The sequence below is a fragment of the Bacillus sp. 5B6 genome (assembly GCF_000259405.1).
Classification (GTDB): Bacteria; Bacillota; Bacilli; order Bacillales; family Bacillaceae; genus Bacillus; species Bacillus velezensis.
This window is the reverse complement of the sequence record NZ_AJST01000001.1, coordinates 1,731,291-1,755,223: the sequence shown is the minus strand read 5'-3', so window position 1 is coordinate 1,755,223 and position 23,933 is coordinate 1,731,291. Positions and strand designations below refer to the sequence as shown.

The window sequence follows — 23,933 nt, the reverse complement described above, 5'->3', positions numbered from 1 at the left end:
TTATTTTGGTTAACATTAAATTTCAAAGTGAAAGAAAGGAGGGAGATTTAATGCAGGAAGAGACCTATTACAGCGTCAGAATGAGAGCTTCCCGAAACGCCCCCCATGAGCAGGGCGGAAAACACATTTCCGGCGGAGAACGGCTCATCACTTACAGCGGTTTACAGGAAGCGGTAGATGGCTTATTACATAAAGGCTTCTCGCACTCAAGAGGGATACCTGATTTTATGCAGATTCAGCTTGAAAGCATTAATGAACCGATCGAAACGATCCGCCCTTTGCCGGTTGCTTTCCATCAAACAGACACGCCGGAAAAAGGACAAGCAATCGCCCGCAAGCTTCTGCAAAAGGCGGGGATTTCCCCGTACATGATAGAGAAAGCGGATGAAAACATTGCGGAATATGCAGAAGCAAGAGGAGCGGTTCTGTTTGATATCCGGGCAGGAGAACGCATTGACGGCAGAGGAAATAGAGGTGTGCGGGTATCCCGAGTGGATTGGCCGTCACATGATTTTCAAAAATGGGCTTTTACTCACAACATGCCGGAAAATTCACGAATAAAAGAAGCACATGCCATCGCGGCAAAAGTTTGCGCATATCCGGGGATTATTGCTGAATTGTGCTGGTCGGATGACCCTGATTACATAACAGGCTACGTTGCCGCAAAGAAGCTGGGATATCAGCGGATTGCCAAGATGAAAAATGGCGGAGATGAATGCGGCTGCCGGATTTTCTTTACAGATGGCTCCATAGATACGGAGAGCTGTATCCATTTTTTAGAGAAGCAGCCTGTATTCATTCAGCGGGAGGAGAAATGATGAAACAATCAATGATTGAAAAAAGCAAAAAGCATCTTTGGCTGCCTTTCACACAAATGAAAGATTACGATGAAGATCCGTTAATCATTGAAAGCGGAAACGGGATCATGCTGAAAGACATCAGCGGCAAAGAATATTATGACGGCTTTTCTTCAGTATGGCTCAATGTACACGGCCACCGCAAAAAAGAAATGGATGAAGCGATTCAAAAACAGCTTGAAAAAATCGCTCATTCAACCTTGCTGGGTATGACGAACGTTCCCGCAACAGAACTTGCCGAGATGCTGACAGGCATCGCACCGGAAAAGCTGACACGCGTTTTTTACTCCGACAGCGGAGCGGAAGCAATGGAAATCGCTCTGAAAATGGCCTTTCAATACTGGAAAAACATAGGGAGACCCGAGAAACAGACATTTATTTCTATGCAGAACGGCTATCACGGCGATACGATCGGAGCCGTCAGCGTCGGCTCCATTGAACTCTTCCACCATGTGTACGGCCCGCTGATGTTTGAAAGCTACAAAGCCCCGATTCCGTATGTATACAGATCTGAAAGCGGCGACCCTGTACAATGCCGGGATGAATGCCTTCACGCGCTCGAACAGCTGCTTGCAAAGCACCACGAAGAGATTGCCGCACTTACGATCGAATCGATGGTGCAAGGCGCATCCGGGATGATCGTCATGCCTGAAGGCTTTCTGGCAGGCGTACGAAAGCTGTGTACGGCATATGATGTGTTAATGATCGTTGACGAAGTGGCGACGGGGTTCGGCCGCACCGGAAAAATGTTTGCCTGTGAGCATGAAAATGTCCAGCCGGACTTGATGGCGGCAGGGAAAGGCATTACGGGAGGCTATTTGCCGATCGCTGTGACGTTTGCCACAGAAGCCATTTATGAAGCCTTCTACGATGACTACGACAAAATGAAAACATTTTTCCACGGCCATTCCTATACAGGGAATCAGCTTGGCTGTGCCGCGGCAATTGAAAATCTGCGTTTATTCGAATCAGAGCGCATCGTTGAACAAGTCGCCGAAAAATCAAAAACGGCAGCGAAATTTCTTCATGATCTGAAGCAGCTTCCCCATGTCGGCGATGTCCGCCAGCTCGGTTTCATGTGCGGCATAGAGCTTGTGCAGGATAAGGGGACAAAACAGCCTTATCCACCTGAAAAGCGGATGGGATACAAGGTGTCCTTGAAAATGAGAGAGCTTGGTATGCTGACACGGCCGCTCGGAGACGTCATCGCCTTTCTGCCGCCGCTTGCCAGCACAACCGATCAGTTACAAGCCATGATCTCCATTATGAAAGAAGCGATAGCCGAGGTGACCGGCCGTGGATTTTGACGGATGGCTCCTCGGAAGGCTCGATGCGGTGAAAAGAGACGGGCTGTATCGGACGCTGCGAACACAGGAAACCGCTCTCAAAACCAAAGGGCAAAAGCGGCAGACCTGGGCGTCCAATGACTATTTAGGCCTGTCAAAAGATGAGCGGCTGATCACAGCCGCGCAAACGGCGCTGAGCCGATTCGGAGCGGGAAGCGGCGGCTCACGGTTAACGACAGGAAATACTGTGTGGCACGAAAAACTTGAACACACAATCGCGGACTTTAAACAGACGGAAGCGGCTTTATTATTTTCAAGCGGTTACTTGGCAAATATCGGCGTCCTTGCCTCACTGCCTCAAAAAGGCGATGTCATTTTAAGCGATCAACTGAACCATGCGAGCATTGTTGACGGCTGCCGTTTATCAAAAGCGGAAACCATCGTGTACCGCCATATTGATATGGCTGATCTTGAGAAAAAACTTGCCTCCGTCCAGGCTCGGAACCGCCGCTTTATCGTCACAGACAGCGTCTTCAGCATGGACGGCACCATCGCGCCTCTTGACCGCATAATGGCGCTTGCAAAGCAGTACCAGGCATTTGTGATAGCAGATGACGCGCATGCAACCGGTGTACTCGGGGAAAACGGCGGGGGAACCAGTGACTATTTCGGTGTTTGTCCTGATGTTGTCATCGGCACATTAAGCAAAGCTGTAGGAACGGAAGGCGGTTTTGCTGCGGGATCAAACATTTTCATTGATTTTTTGCTGAATCAGGCGCGGACGTTTATTTTTCAGACGGCCCTCCCGCCGTCAATTTGTGCGGCTTCACATACGGCATTTGACATTATATCAGATATGCACAATACGCGCCGTGAGCTGCAATCATCTGTCAAAACGATAAAAACGCGTCTGGCCGATATGGGCTTTACCGTAAGAGGCGGAGATACACCGATTATCCCCGTTATCATCGGTGATGCAAAAACAGCGGTTTCAGCCGCTGCGCTGCTGGAGAAAAAGGGAATCTGCGCCCCGGCCATCCGCCCGCCCGCCGTTCCGGAAGGCGAAAGCAGAATCAGACTGACCGTTACGGCGGATCGCAGCTTACAGGACATAGACGAGCTGACAGAAGCATTTGATTCCACCAGAAAAGAGCTGAATATAAACAAATGAGAAGTTTTTTTGTTACAGGAACAGATACCGGCGTCGGAAAAACCATCGTTTCTTGCGGACTTGCTGCGGCATTCCGGCAGAAACAGGCGGATATCGGAGTGTTTAAGCCGTTTTTAAGCGGTGTGCCGCGGACTCATCCGGAAAGTGACACCTCGCTCTTGAAAGACATGTCACAAACCGCACTGTCTCATGAAGAAATCACGCCATTTGAATGGAAAGAGCCGCTTGCGCCATACACGGCCGCCATGCTTGAGGGGAAATACGTGAGCATGGCGGATGTCATGGCCCACTGGAGAAAGATCAAAAATCTTCATGAGTGTTTCATCGTTGAGGGGGCAGGCGGCATTTCCGTCCCGCTTGGTGAAAATTACTTAGTCAGTGATCTGATAAAAGCCATGGAATTGCCGGCAGTGATTGTCACCAGGCCTGATCTCGGAACCATCAACCACACATATTTAACCGTTGAATATGCGAAAAACATGGGGATAGAGGTTCTCGGCATTATTATCAACGGCATAAAGAGCAACCCGGGGCTGGACGAAAAGACAAACCCGAGCATGATTGAAACATTATGCAAAGTTCCGATTTTGGGAATCACACCGAAGCTGGATCACGTTTCATCGGAAAACATTCAACACATGATTGAGAAACATATAGATGTTACCTCTTTCATGAATCTGACACAAATGGGGAGATAAACATGAATCAATGGATGAATCTTGCAGAGAGAGTGCTGGACGGGGCGGAAGTAACGAATCAAGAAGCGCTGGCCATTTTAAATTGTCCTGATGAGGATCTTTTATTGCTGATGCATGCCGCTTTTCATATCAGAAAACGATTTTACGGAAAAAAAGTAAAGCTGAATATGATTATGAATGCAAAATCAGGCCTGTGTCCGGAAAATTGCGGGTACTGTTCACAATCTTCAATATCAAAAGCGCCGATCGAGTCTTATCGGATGGTGGATAAGCATATATTGCTAAAGGGGGCAAAACGCGCCCACGACCTGAATATAGGGACATACTGCATCGTTGCCAGCGGGCGGGGACCGTCAAACAGAGAAGTAGATCAAGTTGTTGATGCTGTCAAAGAAATTAAAGAAACGTACGGTTTAAAAATCTGCGCATGCCTCGGTCTGCTGAAGCCGGAACAGGCAGAGCGCCTGAAACAGGCAGGAGTAGACCGGTACAATCATAACATCAATACATCACAAAGGAATCATTCAAACATTACGACCTCCCACACGTATGACGACAGGGTCAATACAGTGGAAACGGCGAAACAATCGGGGATGTCGCCTTGTTCGGGTGTCATCGTCGGCATGAAAGAAACGAAACAGGACGTTATTGATATGGCGAACAGCTTAAAAGCGCTTGACGCCGACAGCATCCCGGTTAATTTTCTGCATGCGATTGACGGAACTCCGTTAGAAGGGGTAAGCGAATTACATCCGGTGTATTGCCTGAAAGTGCTCGCCTTGTTCCGTTTTATCAATCCGTCAAAAGAAATCCGTATCTCAGGAGGCCGGGAAGTCAACCTTCGTTCGCTGCAGCCGCTGGGACTTTATGCCGCAAATTCGATTTTCGTCGGAGATTACTTAACGACAGCAGGGCAGCATGAAACAGAGGATCATCAAATGCTCCATGATTTAGGTTTTGAAGTCGAATCCGTTGAAGAAATGAAAGCCGGCCTGCAATCCGCCTGCAATACGGAGGTATGAGATGACGGCAGGCCTATCGATTGCACATCCATCTCTCCATGCGGATTCGGATTTTTGGAATGACCCTTACCCGTTTTATGACAAACTGCGATCCATTGATCCTGTTTATAAAGGAACCGTATTAAAATATCCGGGCTGGTATGTCACCGGGTACAAAGAAGCGGCAGCGATTCTGAAAGACACCCGATTTAAAAACCGCATTCCTCTTCCGGAAGCTTCAACGAAATATCAAAATCTATCGCATATCCAGCACGATATGCTGTTATTTAAAAATCAATCAGACCATAAGCGGATGCGGATGCTTATCGGTAAAGAATTTACCGCAAAGACGGCGGAATCACTTCGCCCCTGTATAAAAGAAACGGTTCATGACTTGTTGGATCAAGTCCAAATCAAAAAAAACGCGGACCTTGTTTCAGAGTTTGCCTTTCCATTGGCAAGCCTTATCATTGCGGAGATACTCGGAGTGCCGAAAGAGGAGAGATATCAATTCAGACAATGGACGGCAGACGTCATTCAGGCCATTGATCTTACCCGATCAAGAAAGACGTTAGTCAGAGCAAGCGACACCGCAGGCAGGCTCACGTCATATTTCAGAGATTTGATTCACAAGCGGAAAACTCACCCTCAGCAAGACTTGATCAGCAGGTTTATTATGGAGGAACAGCTTTCAAAAGAGGAAGTGCTCGCGACATGTATCTTACTTGTCATAGCCGGACACGAGACGACGGTAAACCTCATGAGCAACGGTGTGTTTACTTTATTGAAACACCCTGAACAGCTTAGCGCACTGAGAGAAAACCCCTCGCTTATTGAAACTGCAGTTGAGGAGTGTCTGCGCTACGACAGCCCCGCGCAGCTGACGGCACGCACCGCCTCAGAAGACTGCGAAATAAATGGGAAGACCATAAAAAAAGGAGAGCAGGTATATATCCTTTTAGGTGCAGCCAATCGCGATCCAAGCATATTCGATCAGCCTCACAAAATGGATATCCAAAGAAAACCGAATCCGCATCTTGCATTCGGAAAGAACGCCCATTTTTGCATAGGCTCCTCATTAGCGCGCATCGAAGCACAAATTGCAATTCTCACACTGTTTGAGCGGATGCCTAAACTTCGGCTGGCCGCACACCGCCTTGAATACCGCAAGCTCATTGGTTTTAGGTCGCTCAAAGAGCTTCCGGTTGTTATTGGCTGAATGACCATGCAGGAGGGCCGGATTTTATCGGTTCCTCTTGCAGGAAATAAATGAAAGAAAAAAGAATACATATTTATAAAGCAAAAATCCTCTCTGATCCATCTCACTATCCCTAAAAAAACTCACTGCTCAGCCAATCAATATAATGCAGCAAGGGTCTCCTTTTCTTTCGCCAAAACGGAGAATTCACCATGATGCACATTTTTTCAGCCTCAAAAACTGTGCAAAACCGGCATGTTTTTGCTTTATTTTCTCGATATTTGTAAGCGCTTACTAACATTGAGCAGAAAAGAGGGGGATTTGTGGACATTGTTATTATTTTATTGGCATTAGGCATGCTGATGTTTGCGGCTTACCGGGGCTTTTCAGTCATTTTATTCGCCCCGATTTGTGCGCTGTTTGCTGTGCTCCTGACAGATCCAAGCTTCGTACTTCCTTTCTTCTCGAATATATTTATGGAGAAGATGGTAGGATTTATTAAGCTGTATTTTCCCGTATTTCTTTTAGGGGCCGTTTTTGGCAAGGTTGTTGAAATATCCGGGCTCGCTGAGTCGATTGCAAAAACAATCGTCAAGCTTGTGGGAGCAAAAAGAGCCATTCTCGCCATCGTCTTAATGGGTGCGATTTTAACGTACAGCGGCGTCAGTCTCTTCGTAGCGGTGTTTGCCATTTATCCGTTTGCTAAAAACCTATTTATGAAAGCTGATATTCCCAAGCGTCTGATACCCGGTACGATTGCATTAGGCGCCTTTACATTTACAATGGATGCGCTTCCCGGCACACCGCAAATCCAAAATGTCATTCCGACCGCTTTTTTTAAAACAAACATTTATGCCGCTCCCTGGCTCGGACTGATTGGTGCAGCATTTGTGCTTACGGCCGGAATGATTTATTTAGAATCCCGGCGCAAAAAAGGGGCCAATGCCGGAGAAGGCTATGCTGGATTTCAATCTGAAGTTTCCGCTGCAGAGGAATCCTCAGGTCTGGCTAATGAAAAACATACGCCTGTTTTACCGCAGGAGGCAGAACCCAGCCCTGCGCGGCAAGTGCTCGCCTTTGTTCCGCTTATCCTTGTGGGGGTCATGAACAAATGCTTCACGATGTGGCTCCCGCATTGGTACCCTGACGGATTTGATTTTGCGCCGCTCGGCTTAGAAGCGTTCGGGAAGATTGACCTTTCCTCCGTCACTGCGATCTGGTCAGTAGAACTCGCACTATTCATCGGAATCATGACAACGATTTTGTTCGATTGGAAAAAAGTCCTCTTCAATTTGAAAGAAGGACTGAATGAGGGCATCGGGGGCGCCTTGCTAGCGTCGATGAATACAGGAGCCGAATACGGATTTGGCGGCATCATTGCGGCTCTTCCCGGCTTTAAAATGGTCAGCAGCGGTATATCGCAGACGTTTACTGATCCGCTCGTCAACGGAGCGGTGACGACCACTGCGCTTGCAGGGATTACAGGCTCGGCATCAGGAGGAATGGGCATCGCTTTAAGCACGATGTCAGCAGCGTATACAGAAGCAATCAATACATTCCACATCCCGCCGGAGGTCATGCACAGGGTGATTTCGATGGCCTCCGGCGGGATGGACACTCTTCCGCATAATGGCGCCGTCATTACGCTGCTCGCGGTCACCGGGTTGACCCACCGCCAATCCTACAGGGATATCTTTGCCATTACCGTCATTAAAACAGCCGCTGTGTTTGTCATCATCGCCATTTACAGTCTGACGGGCCTTGTGTAGCCAAAACAGAAAGGGGAAACGGATATGGGAATAGGAAAAGTGATGGACTCTTATCAAGATGCTGCTGCACTGATCAAGGACGGAGACACCCTCATCGCAGGAGGCTTCGGCCTGTGCGGCATTCCGGAACAATTAATTCTCGCGATCAGGGACAGCGGCGTTAAAAATTTGACCGTTGTCAGTAATAACTGCGGTGTTGATGATTGGGGCTTAGGCCTCTTGCTTGCAAACCGGCAGATCAAAAAAATGGTCGCATCCTATGTGGGAGAAAACAAAACCTTTGAACGGCAGTTTTTAAGCGGGGAGCTGGAAGTCGAATTGGTGCCCCAAGGAACGCTCGCAGAAAGAATTCGCGCGGGAGGGGCGGGCATTCCGGCGTTTTATACACCTGCGGGCGTCGGAACATCAGTAGCCGAGGGCAAAGAACATAAGACATTTGACGGGCGCACCTACCTTCTGGAGAAAGGGATTACAGGGAACGCCGCCATCGTAAAGGCCTGGAAAGCCGATCCTCTGGGCAACCTGATGTTCAGAAAGACGGCGAGAAATTTCAATCCGCTCGCTGCAATGGCAGGCAAAGTGACGATTGCAGAGGCTGAAGAAATCGTCGATGCCGGAGAGCTTGATCCGGATCAAATTCATACGCCGGGTATTTTTGTGCAGCACGTGCTGCACGGCGGGATTCATGAAAAACGGATTGAACGCCGCACCGTCCGGCAAGCATGATAAAGGAGGCTGACAGAATGAGAGATAGCAGAAAACGAATGATCAAACGGGCTGTAAAGGAAATAAAGGACGGAATGAATGTGAACTTGGGGATAGGGATGCCGACGCTTGTAGCCAATGAGATACCGAATGATTATAACGTCCTGCTTCAGTCTGAAAACGGCTTGCTCGGGATCGGGCCTTATCCGGCGGAAGGAACGGAGGACCCCGATCTGATCAATGCGGGAAAAGAAACCATTACCGAGGTAAAGGGAGCCTCGTATTTTGACAGTGCCGAATCTTTTGCCATGATTCGCGGCGGCCACATTGATGTAGCGATTCTCGGCGGGATGGAAGTTTCCGAACGGGGAGATTTGGCGAACTGGATGATCCCCGGAAAAATGATCAAAGGAATGGGCGGCGCCATGGACTTGGTCCACGGAGCAAAACGGATTATTGTCATTATGGAGCATGTTAATAAATATGGGGAATCTAAAGTAAGAACGGAATGTACGCTGCCTTTAACCGGCAGGCAGGTGGTCGATCGGCTGATCACAGATTTGGCTGTATTCGATTTTCATGATGGCCGTATGACGCTCACCGAACTGCAGGAAGGTGTAACAATGGAGGAGGTCTTTGAGAAAACAGAAGGTCATTTTACTGTCAGCCAGTCGTTAAAAAACGGGGTCAGACCAAAATGAGGAGGTGCCGCCATGCATTCATTGCTTATTGAAAAAACAGCCGTTGTAACAGGAGCAGCCGGAGGAATCGGGCTTGAAATCGCAAAAGAATTCGCCCGTGAAGGAGCAGCCGTCATCATCTCTGATGTAAACGAACAAGCGGGGAAAGAAGCGGCGGCAAGACTGACAGATGAAGGCTGTGAAGCAGTCAGCATCACATGCGATGTAACAAATGAAAAGCAAGTGGCCGACATGCTGCAGACGGTCGAGAAACAATTCGGACGTCTTGATATCCTTGTGAATAATGCCGGCATTCAGCATGTCGCGCCCATCGAGGAATTTCCCACCGAACAGTTTGAACGGCTCATTCGTCTCATGCTGACCGCGCCATTTATCGCAATGAAGCATGCATTTCCCATGATGAAAAAACAGCAATTCGGTCGAATCATTAATATGGCATCTGTCAACGGACTGATCGGTTTTCACGGGAAAGCAGCATATAACAGCGCCAAGCACGGCGTCATCGGTTTAACGAAAGTCGGCGCACTTGAAGGCGCGGCTGACGGTATTACCGTCAATGCGCTTTGTCCGGGATATGTGGACACTCAGCTTGTCCGCAATCAGTTAAAGGACATTTCCGCAACAAGGAATGTACCGTACGAGCGGGTGCTTGAGGACGTCATCTTTCCGCTCGTTCCCCAAAAACGGCTGCTGTCAGTGAAGGAAATCGCTGATTACGCCGTATTTTTGGCCAGCGACAAAGCAAAAGGGGTCACAGGTCAGGCCGTAGTCATGGATGGCGGGTATACCGCTCAATAGTTCTTATACTTTTTTAAAAAACAGCCGCTCTGAACGGCTGTTTTTTTATGCCTGAAAACCTTGTTCACTCAATAGGCCGATTACTGCGTCAATCGGTATCCAGTCTGGGTCATTCACATGTTCTGCGGCGTATTTCGCCCTTGCGGATTTTCCCCATCCAGATCCATCTCTTGCACCGCATTTATAATCAAGCGCAATCAGTTTACAATCCTTCACAGATATACAAATGAATTTTTACAATAAACTGAAAATATGTAATTTCTGACACAATAATGCCAATAGCCCTAAAACATATGAAACATGAAGAGCGCGTCCTAAGTGAAGAAGAGCCGGTAACAGGCTCCACACCGGCTTTCATCATCTCTCTTTAAGACTGATTCTCGGGGAAACCCCCATGTTTTATTTTATGAATAAATATATCTAATTCGTTTGTGAAAACGAACAATAACTCCTCCGAAAGTATTCTATACACATTTGTTATAATCATGCTAGGATGTTAGATAAAGGGATATTTTGTAGGATATTGTATCCCCTGTTCAATATGATCGGAGGAATCTCATGAACAATCTTGCCTTTTTATTTCCTGGACAAGGGTCTCAATTTGTAGGAATGGGCAAACAATTTTGGAATGATTTTGTGCTCGCAAAGAGATTGTTTGAAGAAGCGAGCGATGCGATCTCCTTGGATGTAAAAAAACTGTGTTTTAACGGAGATATGAATGAATTGACAAAGACAATGAACGCGCAGCCCGCTATTTTAACGGTCAGTGTTATTGCTTTTCAAGTGTATATGCAGGAAATAGGGGTGAAGCCCCGCTTCCTGGCAGGCCATAGCTTAGGCGAATATTCAGCGCTTGTCTGTGCCGGCGCCCTTTCTTTTCAGGATGCCGTTACACTTGTAAGGGAGCGGGGAATTCTTATGCAAAATGCGGATCCTCAGCAGCAGGGGGCGATGGCCGCCGTGACTCACCTCTCTCTCCAAACCTTGCAGGAAATATGTTCGAAAGTGTCGACGGAAGACTTTCCGGCAGGAGTAGCCTGCATGAATTCAGAACAGCAGCATGTGATTTCCGGACACCGGCAAGCTGTGGAACGTGTCATCAAGATGGCGGAGGAAAAGGGTGCGGCATACACTTATTTGAATGTCAGTGCGCCTTTTCACAGTTCGATGATACGATCAGCCTCCGAACAATTCCAGACTGTATTACACCAGTATTCCTTCCGGGATGCCGCATGGCCGATCATTTCAAATGTCACCGCACGCCCTTACAGCAGCGGAAATTCGATCAGCGAACATCTCAAGCAGCACATGACGATGCCGGTTAGATGGACAGAATCGATGCATTACTTGCTTTTACATGGGGTCACAGAAGTCATCGAAATGGGTCCGAACAATGTCTTAGCCGGTCTGCTGAGAAAAACAACGAATCACATTGTACCTTATCCCTTAGGACAGACATCTGATGTTCCCCCGCTTTCCAATTCAGCGGAAAGAAAGAAACATATTGTCCATTTACGCAAAAAACAACTGAATAAATTGATGATTCAATCCGTCATTGCGCGAAATTACAACAAGGATTCAGCGGCTTATTCCAATATGACGACGCCATTATTTACGCAAATCCAAGAGCTGAAAGAGAGAATGAAAAGGCATGAAGACGTGCTTTCAGAACAAGAACTCGAACATTCGATCCATTTATGCAAATTAATTTGTGAAGCTAAACAGCTTCCGGCTTGGGAAGAATTGCGGATTTTAAAATAAAGCGCCCAGGAGGGGACCTATGTATACCAGTCAATTCCAAACCTTAGTAGATGTCATTCGGGAAAGAAGCAATATCTCTGATCGCGGGATCCGTTTTATCGAATCTGATAAAAACGAGACGGTTGTCTCTTACCGCCAATTGTTTGCAGAGGCGCAAGGGTATCTTGGCTATTTACAGCATCTCGGCATTAAGCCGAAGCAGGAAATTGTATTTCAAATCCAAGAAAACAAATCATTTGTCGTTGCTTTCTGGGCTTGTATATTAGGAGGAATGATCCCGGTGCCGGTCAGTATCGGAGAAGATGATGACCATAAGCTGAAGGTCTGGCGCATTTGGAATATATTAAATCATCCGTTTCTGATTGCCTCTGAAAAAGTATTGGACAAAATAAAGAAATACGCTGCAGAACACGATTTACAGGATTTCCATCATCAATTAAACGAAAAATCTGACATCATTCAAGATCAAACCTACGATTACCCCGCTTCGTTTTATAAACCTGATGCGGATGAACTCGCCTTTATCCAATTTTCTTCAGGATCGACAGGAGATCCAAAAGGAGTCATGTTAACGCATCACAACTTAATACATAACACGTGTGCCATTGGGAATGCCCTAGCCGTTCATTCGAAAGACTCTTTCTTATCATGGATGCCTTTAACGCATGATATGGGGCTCATCGCCTGCCACCTTGTTCCCTTCATAACCGGAATCAATCAAAATCTGATGCCTACAGAATTATTTATTCGCAGACCTATTCTTTGGATGAAAAAAGCTCATGAACATAAAGCCAGTATTCTATCCTCTCCTAATTTCGGATACAACTACTTCCTTAAATTTCTGAAAAACGAACCAGACTGGGATTTATCCCACATCAAGGTCATCGCAAACGGTGCAGAACCGATATTGCCGGAGCTGTGTGACGAATTTTTGAAAAGATGCGCACCATTCAATCTGAAAAGATCCGCCATTTTGAATGTTTACGGTTTAGCGGAAGCGTCGGTCGGCGCAGCATTCTCTAAATTAGGTGAAGAATTCGTTCCCGTTTATTTGCATCGCGATCATTTAAATCTCGGTGAAAGAGCTGTAAAAGTCAGCAAAGAGGACCAAAATTGCGCTTCATTCGTCGAAGTGGGACAACCTATTGACTATTGTCAGCTTCGGATCTCCGATGAAACAAATGAAAGAGTAGAAGATGGAATCATCGGCCATATCCACATCAAAGGAGACAACGTGACGCAAGGGTATTATAACAACCCCGAGAGTACGGAAAAAGCGCTGACTTCTGACGGCTGGGTAAAAACGGGAGACCTCGGATTCATTAGTGAAAGTGGTAACTTAGTCGTAACCGGAAGAGAAAAGGACATTATTTTCGTGAACGGAAAAAATATCTACCCGCACGATATTGAACGGGTCGCGATTGAAATGGAAGAGGTTGACTTAGGAAGGGTTGCCGCCTGCGGTGTATATGATCAAAAGACGCAAAGCGGAGAAATCGTGCTCTTTGTTGTTTACAAAAAATCACCTGAAAAATTTGCACCGCTTGTCAAAGAGATAAAAAAACATTTGTACAAGCGGGGCGGCTGGAGCATAAAAGAAGTCCTTCCGATCCGAAAACTCCCTAAAACAACCAGCGGAAAGGTTAAACGCTACGAACTTGCCCGACAGTATGAGGCAGGGAATTTTTCAACAGAGTCTGCCGCCATCAATGAATGTTTGGAGAGCAGCCCGGAAACATCCGGACAGACACCCATTCATGAGATAGAAACGGAATTGCTGTCTATCTTTTCCGAAGTGCTCGATGGAAAAAAGGTTCACCTCGCTGACAGTTATTTTGATATGGGAGCAAATTCATTACAGTTATCGCAGATTGCCGAGCGCATAGAACAGAAATTCGGACGCGAGCTTGCCGTTTCAGATCTCTTTACGTATCCTTCTATCACTGATTTAGCGGCATATCTGTCTGAAAGCCGGGCTGAAATCAAGCAGGACGCGGCAGCGAAACCAAGCCATGTGACACCGAAAGATATCGCCATTATCGGGATGTCACTCAATGTCCCGGGAGCGTCAACGAAAAGTGATTTTTGGAATCTGCTTGAAAAAGGTGAGCACAGCATTCGAGAATACCCCGAATCCCGGCTGAAAGATGCGGCTGATTATTTAAAGTCCATCCAAAGCGAGTTCAATGAGAGTCAGTTTGTGAAGGGCGGCTATTTAGATGAAATCGACCGCTTTGACTATTCGTTCTTCGGTTTAGCTCCTAAAGCGGCTCAGTTTATGGACCCTAACCAAAGACTGTTTTTGCAGTCTGCATGGCATGCGATTGAAGATGCGGGCTATGCCGGCGGCAGCATGAACGGGAGCCGTGTTGGGGTATATGCGGGGTACTCGAAGGTGGGCTACGATTATGAACGTCTTCTTTCTGCGAATTATCCGGAGGAACTTCATCAATATATCGTGGGCAATCTCCCTTCCGTGCTAGCCAGCCGAATCGCTTATTTCTTAAATTTAAAAGGGCCGGCGGTCACAGTGGATACGGCATGCTCCTCATCGCTTGCCGCCGTTCATATGGCATGTAAATCTTTAATGTCCGGCGATTGTGAAATGGCTCTTGCCGGCGGTATCCGGACATCGCTCTTGCCGATCTGTATCGGACTTGATATGGAATCTTCGGACGGGTACACGAAAACGTTCAGTAAAGATTCAGACGGCACGGGCACAGGTGAAGGCGCGGCCGCAGTCCTGCTAAAACCTTTGCAGGATGCTGTTCGCGACGGAGACCATATTTACGGCGTAATCAAGGGAAGCGCGCTGAATCAAGACGGAACAACCGCCGGGATTACAGCACCGAATCCGGCAGCTCAGACTGAGGTCATTGAGACGGCTTGGAAAGACGCGGGCATTGCCCCTGAAACACTGTCTTTCATCGAAGCGCATGGCACCGGAACGAAGCTCGGCGATCCGGTTGAATTTAACGGGCTTTGTAAAGCGTTTGAAAAGTATACGGCAAAAAAACAATTTTGTGCGATTGGTTCAGTTAAATCGAACATCGGTCATTTGTTTGAAGCGGCAGGCATCGTCGGGCTGATCAAATCTGTCCTCATGCTGAATCACAAGAAAAATCCGCCGTTAGCGCACTTTAATGAACCTAATCCGCTCATTCATTTTCACTCATCACCATTTTATGTGAATCAGGAAGTTTCGGAGTTCACATCGGGTGATGAGCCGCTGCGAGGCGGAGTCAGCTCATTTGGCTTTAGCGGAACGAACGCTCATGTGGTATTGGAAGAATATATTTCTCAAAGTGAGTATGCACCCGAGGATGAACATGAGCCGCACCTATTTGTTTTATCCGCTCATACTGAAAAATCACTCTATGAACTCGCACAGCAGTACCGGCAATATGTATCGGATGACAGCCAAGCTTCATTAAAGTCCATTTGCTATACAGCCAGTACGGGCAGGGCTCATTTGGATCATGGCATTGCCATGATTGTATCCGGTAAGCAAGAATTATCGGATAAGCTGACCCGCCTGATTCAGGGAGACAGAAATCTTCCCGGTGTATACATCGGTTACAAGAATATGAAGGAAATGCTGCCTGCTCATAAAGAAGAGCTGAATCAACAAGCAGCCGCTCTGATTAAGCAGCGTTTACGTACGCAAGATGAACGGATCACATGGCTGAATCGCGCAGCCGAATTATTTGTGCAAGGAGCCGTTATCGATTGGCGCGCGCTGTATTCCGGTGAAACTGTACAAAAGACGCCATTGCCCCTGTATCCGTTTGAACGGAGCCGATGTTGGGCTGAAGCTGATCAGTTGCGCTTAAACGAGGGCGAAAAGAGAGGAGAAGCGGCATTGAATATCAATCAATCGAAGGCGCATATTGAATCCTTCCTGAAAACTGTAATCAGCAATGCTTCGGGGATCAGGGGAGAGGAACTCGATCTGAATGCTCATTTTATCGGGCTCGGAATGGATTCTATCATGCTGTCACAGGTCAAAAAAGCCATCGCGGACGAATTTGGGGTAGATATCCCGATGGATCGTTTTTTTGATACGTTGACCAACCTTCAAAGTGTCATAGATTACTTGGCTGATACCGTTCCATCGTCCTTTGCATCCGCTCCGCCTCAAGAGAATGTTCCGGCGCAGGAAAAACAGGTCATTTCAGAAGCGCAGCCTGAATCGGATCGCAGAGATGGTCATCAAGAGCATACGCTCGAAAAAATAATCGCATCTCAAAATCAATTAATTCAGGATGCCTTGCAAGCTCAATTAAATAGCTTTAATTTGTTGAGAAACAGCGGACATCATTCCGACGAGAAAGAATACGCTAAAGCGCAAGAGAAATCAATTCCTTCTGTCAAGCAGGGGCCTCCGACCGTCAATGCAGAACAGAAAGCGGCTCAAGAAGCGAAACCCTATGTTCCTTTCCAGCCTCAGAACCTGAATGATCAGGGACACTATACCGCACGGCAAAAACAATACTTAGAAGATTTCATCAAGAAATACGCAGGTAAAACGAAAGGTTCCAAACAATATACGGACAACACCCGATTTGCTCATGCAAACAACCGCAATTTGTCCAGCTTCCGTTCGTATTGGAAGGAAATCGTATACCCGATTATCGCCGAACGTTCTGACGGTTCTAAAATGTGGGATATTGACGGAAATGAATATATCGATATCACCATGGGATTCGGGGTTAACCTTTTCGGGCATCATCCTTCCTTTATTACACAGGTTATCGATGATTCAACCCGTTCATCATTGCCTCCGTTGGGCCCGATGTCAGATGTCGCCGGTGAAGTTGCCGACCGGATCCGCACATGTACCGGAGTGGAAAGGGTCGCTTTCTATAATTCCGGAACAGAGGCCGTCATGGTTGCCCTGCGTTTGGCGCGGGCGGCAACAGGAAGAAAGAAAGTCGTGGCGTTCTCAGGATCTTATCACGGGACGTTTGACGGCGTATTAGGGGTTGCCGGCACAAAAGGCGGGGCTGCGTCTGCGAATCCGCTGGCTCCGGGCATATTGCAGAGCTTTATGGATGATTTGATTATTTTACATTACAACAATCCCGATTCGCTGGATGTGATCCGCAGTCTTGGTGATGAATTGGCAGCCGTACTGGTGGAACCGGTACAAAGCCGCAGACCGGATTTGCAGCCGCAGGCATTTTTGAAAGAATTGCGGGCGATCACGCAGCAATCCGGAACAGCTCTGATTATGGATGAAATTATTACCGGATTTCGGATCGGTCTTGGCGGCGCACAGGAATGGTTCGGCATTCAGGCTGATTTAGTGACCTACGGAAAAATCATCGGCGGCGGACAGCCGTTAGGGGTAGTTGCCGGAAAAGCTGAGTTCATGAATGCGATCGACGGGGGTACCTGGCAGTATGGGGACGATTCCTACCCGCAAGACGAGGCGAAACGCACGTTTGTGGCCGGCACCTTCAATACTCACCCGCTTACCATGAGGATGTCATTAGCCGTCCTTCGCCATTTACAAACCGAGGGAGAACATCTGTATGAGCAGCTTAATCAAAAAACAGCCTACCTGGTCGATGAGCTGAACCACTGCTTCGAACAAGCGCAAGTGCCTATCCGCATGGTTCGATTCGGTTCTTTATTCCGGTTTGTCTCATCGCTTGATAATGACTTGTTCTTTTACCATCTCAACTATAAAGGGGTCTATGTATGGGAGGGACGCAACTGCTTCTTGTCTGTGGCGCATACCGCGGATGATATCGAAAATATTATTCAAGCGGTGAAAGACACGGTGGAGGATCTTCGCCGAGGCGGATTTATTCCGGAAGGCCCGGATTCCCCTGATGGCGGAGGTCGTAAAAAGTCCGGGACGCGCGAGCTTTCACCTGAACAAAAGCAGTTGGTTATGGCATCCCATTACGGGAATGAAGCTTCCGCCGCTTTAAACCAGTCCATTATGCTGAAAGTGAAAGGCGAACTGCAGTATACATCATTAAAACAAGCCGTCCGGCATATCGTTGACCGTCATGAAGCTTTACGTACGGTGATTCATCCCGATGACGAGGTACAGCAAGTGCAGGAACGGATGAATATAGAAATACCTGTCATTGATTTTACCGGTCTCCCGCATGAACATCGGGAGCCGGAAATCCAAAAATGGCTGACAGAAGATGCCAAGCGGCCGTTTCATTTCCATGAACAAAAGCCTTTGTTTAGAATCCATGTGCTTACATCGGCTCACAATGAACATCTGATTGTGCTCACGTTCCATCATATCATTGCCGATGGATGGTCAATCGCCGTTTTTGTTCAAGAACTGGAGAGCAACTACGCGGCAATAGTACAAGGAAAATCGATTTCACCGAAAGAGGCAGATGTTTCGTTTCGCCAATACTTAGACTGGCAGCAGGCACAGATTGACAGCGGCCAGTATGAAGAAGGGGTCCGTTATTGGCGGCGTCATTTCTCTGAACCGATACAGCAGCCAATTCTGCCAAGCGCAGATTCTGTCCGTTATCCGAACGGGTATGAGGGAGACCGGTGTACCGTCAGGCTTGGACGGCCATTGAGCGAGGCTTTAAGATCATTAAGCATTCAGATGAAAAATAGCGTATTTGTGACGATGCTGGGCGCATTTCATCTTTTTCTGCACCGGCTTACCAAACAGTCAGGCCTTGTGATCGGGATCCCCGCTGCAGGTCAATCGCATATGAAACAGCATGATCTGATTGGAAATTGCGTCAATATGATTCCGGTGAAGAACACATCTTCTTCAGAAAGCACTTTATCCGGTTATCTTGGCAGCATGAAAGAAAGCGTGAATCTTGCAATGCGGCACCAAGCCGTCCCGATGACACTGGTGGCCAGAGAGCTTCCGCACGATCAAGTGCCGGATATGCGTATTATCTTTAATTTAGACAGACCTTTTCGAAAGCTGCATTTCGGAAAGGCGGAGGCGGAGCCCGTAGCATACCCGGTAAAATGCACCCTGTACGATTTATTTCTTAACATAACAGACGCGCATCAAGAATATGTTCTTGATTTCGACTTTAATACGAACGTCATCAGTCCGGAAATCATGAAAAAGTGGGGAGCGGGTTTTACAAAATTGCTGCAAAAAATGGTTGAGGGAGATTCAATCCCTCTTGACGCCATGATGATGTTTTCCGATGAAGAACAGCAAGATTTACAAGCACTTTACGCCGAACACCAGAAGCGGGTCTCTTCAATAGCAAGCAATACGGCAAATTTTACTGAAGCCTACGAGGCGCCGGTAAATGAAACGGAGCGGCAGCTGGCACGGATTTGGGAGGAGCTTTTCGGCCTTGAACGGGTCGGCAGATCAGATCGCTTTCTGGCTCTGGGGGGAAACTCACTCCAGGCGACGCTTATGCTTTCCAAAGTTCAGAAGACATTTCATCAAAAGGTTTCCATCGGACAATTTTTCAATCACCAGACTGTTAAGGAATTAGCACGTTTCATTCAGAACGAAACGAAAGTCGTACACCTCCCGATGAAGACTGCTGAGAAAAAAGCGTATTACCCGACATCGCCGGCACAGCAAAGAGTATATTTCCTGCACCAACTGGAACCGGATCAGCTGGCGCAAAATATGTTCGGCCACATATCAATAACAGGGAAGTACGATGAGCAAGCCCTGATCTCATCTCTTCAACAAGTGATGCAGCGGCACGAAGCGTTTCGCACGTATTTCGACATTATAGATGGCGATATCGTTCAGAAACTTGAAAACGAAGTTGATTTTAACGTTCATGTCCGGACAATGAGCCGGGATGAATTTGATGCCTATTCAGACCGGTTTGTAAAACCGTTCCGCCTGGACCAAGCTCCGTTAGTTCGTGCGGAGCTGATCAAGATTGAAAACGAGCAGGCCGAACTGCTCATCGATATGCATCATATCATTTCGGACGGTTATTCCGTCAACATCCTTACAAATGAATTGCTGGCTTTATATCATCAGAAACCATTACCGGACATTGAATTTGAATATAAAGATTTCGCAGAATGGCAAAACCAACGGCTGAATGACGATGCCATGAAGCGGCAGGCGACATATTGGCTGGAACAATTTCAAGACGAAATTCCCATCCTTGACCTGCCGACAGACGGTTCAAAAGCGGCAGAACGGTCTTCTGAGGGACAGCGTGTGACATGCTCCTTACAGCCGGATGTCATCCGTTCGCTTCAAGACTTGGCACAAAAGGCGGAAACCACTCTCTATACGGTGCTTCTGGCCGCCTATAATGTGCTGCTTCATAAATATACGGGACAAGAAGACATTGTCGTTGGCACGCCTGCTTCAGGAAGAAATCATCCGGATATCGAAAGGATCATCGGTATTTTCATACAAACCATTGGAATCCGGACGAAGCCGCACGCCAATAGAACGTTTACGGATTATCTGGAAGAAGTAAAGCGGCAGACGCTTGACGCTTTCGAAAACCAAGACTATCCATTCGACCGGCTTGTGGAGAAATTAAATGTACAGCGGGAAACAACCGGAAAGTCTCTGTTTAACACGATGTTTGTGTTTCAAAACATTGAATTTCATGAAATCCGGCACAATGAATGTACATTTAAAGTGAAAGAACGAAATCCAGGGGTCTCTTTATATGATTTGATGCTCACGATCGAAGATGCCGGTCAACAGATAGAGATGCATTTTGATTATAAACCTGGACGATTCACAAAAGACACCATTGAACAGATCACCAGACACTATACCGCCATTTTAAACAGCCTTGCTGAGCAGCCGGAGATGACATTGTCTTCCGTTCCTATGCTGTCTGAAACCGAACGTCATCAACTGCTGACGGAGTGTAATGGCACAAAGACGCCGTATCCGCATAAGGAAACGGTATATCGGTGGTTTGAAATGCAGGCGGAACAGAGTCCCGATCATGAAGCCGTTATTTTTGGCAATGAGCGGTATACGTACAGACAGCTCAATGAACGGGCGAACCGATTGGCGCGGACGTTACGGACAAAAGGCGTACAAGCGGATCAATTCATTGCCATCATCAGCCCGCATCGGATCGAGCTGATTGTCGGAATTTTGGCTGTTCTGAAAGCCGGCGGCGCATACGTGCCCATTGATCCTGAATATCCCGAAGATCGGATTCAATATATGCTGAGAGATTCAAGAGCGGAGGTTGTGTTGACACAGCGCAGCCTGCTGGATCAATTACCGTATGATGGTGACATTGTGCTTTTGGATGAGGAAAACTCATACCATGAGGATCACTCGAATCTTGAATCGGACAGCGATGCGCATGATTTGGCCTACATGATCTATACGTCAGGTTCCACGGGAAATCCAAAAGGTGTACTCATTGAGCACCAGGGGCTGGCCAATTATATTTGGTGGGCGAAAGAGGTTTATGTAAGAGGTGAGAAAACCAACTTCCCATTATACTCTTCCATCTCTTTCGATCTGACTGTGACCTCGATATTTACACCGCTGGTTACGGGAAATACCATCATTGTCTTTGACGGCGAAGACAAAAGCGCTGTGCTTTCTGAGATTATGCGGGACTCAAGAATAGACATGATCAAATTGACCCCGGCACATCTGCACGTTATCAAGGAGATGAATATCGCTGGCGGCACCGCAATACGGAAAATGATTGTCGGCGGAGAAAATTTAAGCACCCGTCTGGCCAAAAGTGTCAGCGAGCAGTTTAAAGGCCGGCTGGACATTTTCAATGAATACGGACCGACGGAAGCTGTCGTCGGATGTATGATTTATCACTTCGACGCAGAACGGGACAAGCGGGAATTTGTACCGATCGGCACCCCGGCTGCCAACACGGATATTTATGTGGCCGATGCAAGCAGAAACCTGGTTCCGTTCGGGGTAATCGGCGAAATATATATCAGCGGACCGGGTGTTGCCAGAGGGTATTGGAACCGCCCGGATTTAACGGCAGAGAAATTTGTTGAAAACCCGTATGTCCCGGGAGCGAAGATGTACAAATCAGGGGATTTGGCTAAGCGATTGAAGGACGGAAATCTTTTATATATTGGGCGCGTTGATGAACAAGTCAAAATCAGGGGACACCGAATCGAGCTTGGTGAAATTGAAGCAGCAATGCATAACGCGGAAGCGGTGCAAAAAGCCGCGGTTACAGTGAAAGAAGAAGAAGACGGCTTAAAACAATTATGCGCGTATTACGTAAGCGACAAGCCTATAGCGGCTGCGCAGCTTAGGGAACAATTGTCATCGGGGCTTCCGGACTACATGGTTCCGACCTATTTTGTCCATCTGGAGCATATGCCGTTAACATCCAACGGGAAAATAAACCGTAAGGCACTGCCTGCACCGGAAGCGAGCCTGCAGCAGACAGCTGAATATGTTCCGCCGGGTAATGAGACGGAGTCCAAACTGACAGATTTATGGAAGGAAGTGCTCGGAATAAGCCATGCGGGGATCAAACATAATTTCTTTGATCTCGGAGGCAACTCCATCCGAGCGGCTGCCTTAGCCGCCAGAATTCACAAAGAGCTGGATGTGAATCTGTCTCTCAAAGACATATTCAAGTTTCCTACCATTGAACAATTGGCTGACAAGGCGTTACACATGGACAAAAATCGATATGTACCGATTCCGGCTGCAAAGGAAATGCCATATTATCCGGTTTCTTCAGCTCAGAGGCGGATGTATTTGTTAAGTCACACAGAAGGCGGCGAGCTGACTTACAATATGACGGGTGCCATGAATGTGGAAGGGACGATCGATCCCGAACGGTTAAACGCCGCTTTCCGAAAATTAATCGCGCGTCATGAAGCGTTGCGTACCAGCTTTGATTTATATGAAGGCGAGCCGGCACAGCGTATTCATCAGAACGTCGACTTTACGATAGAACGAATTCAAGCTAGCGAAGAAGAGGCGGAAGACCGTGTGCTTGATTTCATCAAAGCGTTTGACTTAGCCAAACCGCCGCTGATGCGGGCCGGACTGATTGAAATTGAACCTGCGCGGCACGTGCTTGTGGTTGATATGCATCATATCATTTCTGACGGCGTGTCCGTCAATATTCTGATGAAAGATTTAAGCCGAATCTACGAGGGGAACGAACCAGACCCGCTCTCTATTCAATATAAAGACTTTGCAGTTTGGCAGCAATCGGACATTCAGAAACGGATCATCAAGAGCCAGGAAGCGTATTGGCTGGATCAGTTTCACGGTGATATTCCTGTACTGGATATGCCTGCGGATTATGAGCGGCCTGCCATACGCGATTACGAAGGCGAATCATTTGAATTTCTTATACCCGAACACTTGAAACAGCGTTTAAGCCAAATGGAAGAAGACACAGGAGCAACACTGTATATGATTTTATTGGCAGCCTATACGATTCTTTTATCCAAGTACAGCGGACAAGAAGATATTATCGTAGGAACGCCGTCTGCCGGGCGGACTCATTTAGATGTAGAGCCGGTCGTGGGAATGTTCGTCAATACGTTAGTCATTCGCAATCACCCGGCGGGCCGTAAAACATTTGATGCCTACTTAAACGAAGTAAAAGAAAACATGCTGAACGCCTATAAAAATCAAGACTATCCATTGGAAGAATTAATTCAGCATCTGCATCTCCCAAAAGATTCAAGCCGCAATCCTTTATTCGATACGATGTTTGTGCTGCAGAATCTCGATCATGCTGAATTGACTTTCGATTCCCTTCAAATCAAGCCGTATCCATTTCATCATCCGGTTGCCAAATTTGATTTGACCTTGTCGATTCAGGCGGACCGTGACAACTATCACGGACTGTTTGAATATACGAAAAAACTGTTTAAGAAAAGCAGAATCGAGATTTTATCAAACGACTACTTACACATCCTATCGGCGATTTTGGAACAGCCAAGCATTCTAATCGAACATATCGGATTGAGCGGCAGCAATGAGGAAGAAGAGAACGCGCTTGATTCTATTCAATTGAACTTTTAGGGAAAAGCATTATTTCTTTA

12 protein-coding genes are annotated in these 23,933 nt (G+C 47.2%); all 12 read left to right on the top strand.

The genetic code is table 11. The features are described from left to right. Positions 1 to 50: 50 nt before the first annotated feature. The 12 genes from MY7_RS08150 (at position 51) to bamA (ending at position 23,913) form a co-directional block, all read left to right on the top strand. Positions 51 to 818 carry a 6-carboxyhexanoate--CoA ligase gene (locus MY7_RS08150; RefSeq protein ID WP_007611831.1) on the top strand — a complete coding sequence of 256 codons (768 nt, stop codon included), beginning with the start codon at positions 51 to 53 and terminating at the stop codon, positions 816 to 818. Continuing rightward, entirely contained in the window at positions 818 to 2,164 is a 1,347-nt protein-coding gene (bioA, locus tag MY7_RS08145) for an adenosylmethionine--8-amino-7-oxononanoate transaminase (RefSeq protein ID WP_007611830.1), read from the top strand. Before MY7_RS08150 ends, bioA begins: the two co-directional genes overlap by 1 nt. Further along, positions 2,154 to 3,314 carry an 8-amino-7-oxononanoate synthase gene (gene bioF, locus MY7_RS08140; RefSeq protein WP_007611829.1) on the top strand — a complete coding sequence of 387 codons (1,161 nt, stop codon included), beginning with the start codon at positions 2,154 to 2,156 and terminating at the stop codon, positions 3,312 to 3,314. Before bioA ends, bioF begins: the two co-directional genes overlap by 11 nt. Then, positions 3,311 to 4,012, top strand: a complete 702-nt coding sequence (gene bioD / locus MY7_RS08135; RefSeq protein ID WP_007611828.1) for a dethiobiotin synthase — start codon at positions 3,311 to 3,313, stop codon at positions 4,010 to 4,012. The genes bioF and bioD overlap by 4 nt, the downstream gene beginning before the upstream one ends. A gap of 2 nt (positions 4,013 to 4,014) precedes the next feature. Beyond that, positions 4,015 to 5,034, top strand: a complete 1,020-nt coding sequence (bioB, locus tag MY7_RS08130; protein WP_007611827.1) for a biotin synthase BioB — start codon at positions 4,015 to 4,017, stop codon at positions 5,032 to 5,034. Position 5,035: 1 nt separating this feature from the next. Then, on the top strand, positions 5,036 to 6,232 hold the full coding sequence (locus MY7_RS08125; protein WP_007611825.1) for a cytochrome P450: 1,197 nt from the start codon (positions 5,036 to 5,038) through the stop codon (positions 6,230 to 6,232). A 302-nt stretch (positions 6,233 to 6,534) separates the two neighbouring features. Then, positions 6,535 to 7,980, top strand: a complete 1,446-nt coding sequence (locus MY7_RS08120) for a GntP family permease (protein WP_007611822.1) — start codon at positions 6,535 to 6,537, stop codon at positions 7,978 to 7,980. Positions 7,981 to 8,010: 30 nt separating this feature from the next. Beyond that, positions 8,011 to 8,706, top strand: a complete 696-nt coding sequence (locus MY7_RS08115; protein WP_029325940.1) for a CoA transferase subunit A — start codon at positions 8,011 to 8,013, stop codon at positions 8,704 to 8,706. A gap of 17 nt (positions 8,707 to 8,723) precedes the next feature. Next, a complete protein-coding gene (locus MY7_RS08110; protein WP_007410136.1) occupies positions 8,724 to 9,386 on the top strand; it encodes a CoA transferase subunit B in 663 nt (220 codons plus the stop codon). A 12-nt stretch (positions 9,387 to 9,398) separates the two neighbouring features. Further along, positions 9,399 to 10,184, top strand: coding sequence for a 3-hydroxybutyrate dehydrogenase (locus tag MY7_RS08105; protein WP_007611819.1), 786 nt, complete (start codon positions 9,399 to 9,401; stop codon positions 10,182 to 10,184). A 558-nt stretch (positions 10,185 to 10,742) separates the two neighbouring features. Continuing rightward, on the top strand, positions 10,743 to 11,945 hold the full coding sequence (gene bamD, locus MY7_RS08100) for a bacillomycin D biosynthesis malonyl-CoA transacylase BamD (RefSeq protein WP_007611815.1): 1,203 nt from the start codon (positions 10,743 to 10,745) through the stop codon (positions 11,943 to 11,945). A 19-nt stretch (positions 11,946 to 11,964) separates the two neighbouring features. Next, entirely contained in the window at positions 11,965 to 23,913 is an 11,949-nt protein-coding gene (gene bamA, locus MY7_RS08095) for a bacillomycin D hybrid PKS/NRPS BamA (protein WP_007611813.1), read from the top strand. Positions 23,914 to 23,933 lie beyond the last annotated feature (20 nt).

Bases quoted from the DNA above. Each gene is read 5' to 3' on its own strand.
- MY7_RS08150 (WP_007611831.1), top strand. From the start codon at position 51: ATGCAGGAAGAGACCTATTACAGCGTCAGAATGAGAGCTTCCCGAAAC.
- bioA (WP_007611830.1), top strand. From the start codon at position 818: ATGAAACAATCAATGATTGAAAAAAGCAAAAAGCATCTTTGGCTGCCT.
- bioD (WP_007611828.1), top strand. From the start codon at position 3,311: ATGAGAAGTTTTTTTGTTACAGGAACAGATACCGGCGTCGGAAAAACC.
- bioB (WP_007611827.1), top strand. From the start codon at position 4,015: ATGAATCAATGGATGAATCTTGCAGAGAGAGTGCTGGACGGGGCGGAA.
- MY7_RS08125 (WP_007611825.1), top strand. From the start codon at position 5,036: ATGACGGCAGGCCTATCGATTGCACATCCATCTCTCCATGCGGATTCG.
- MY7_RS08110 (WP_007410136.1), top strand. From the start codon at position 8,724: ATGAGAGATAGCAGAAAACGAATGATCAAACGGGCTGTAAAGGAAATA.
- MY7_RS08105 (WP_007611819.1), top strand. From the start codon at position 9,399: ATGCATTCATTGCTTATTGAAAAAACAGCCGTTGTAACAGGAGCAGCC.
- bamD (WP_007611815.1), top strand. From the start codon at position 10,743: ATGAACAATCTTGCCTTTTTATTTCCTGGACAAGGGTCTCAATTTGTA.
- bamA (WP_007611813.1), top strand. From the start codon at position 11,965: ATGTATACCAGTCAATTCCAAACCTTAGTAGATGTCATTCGGGAAAGA.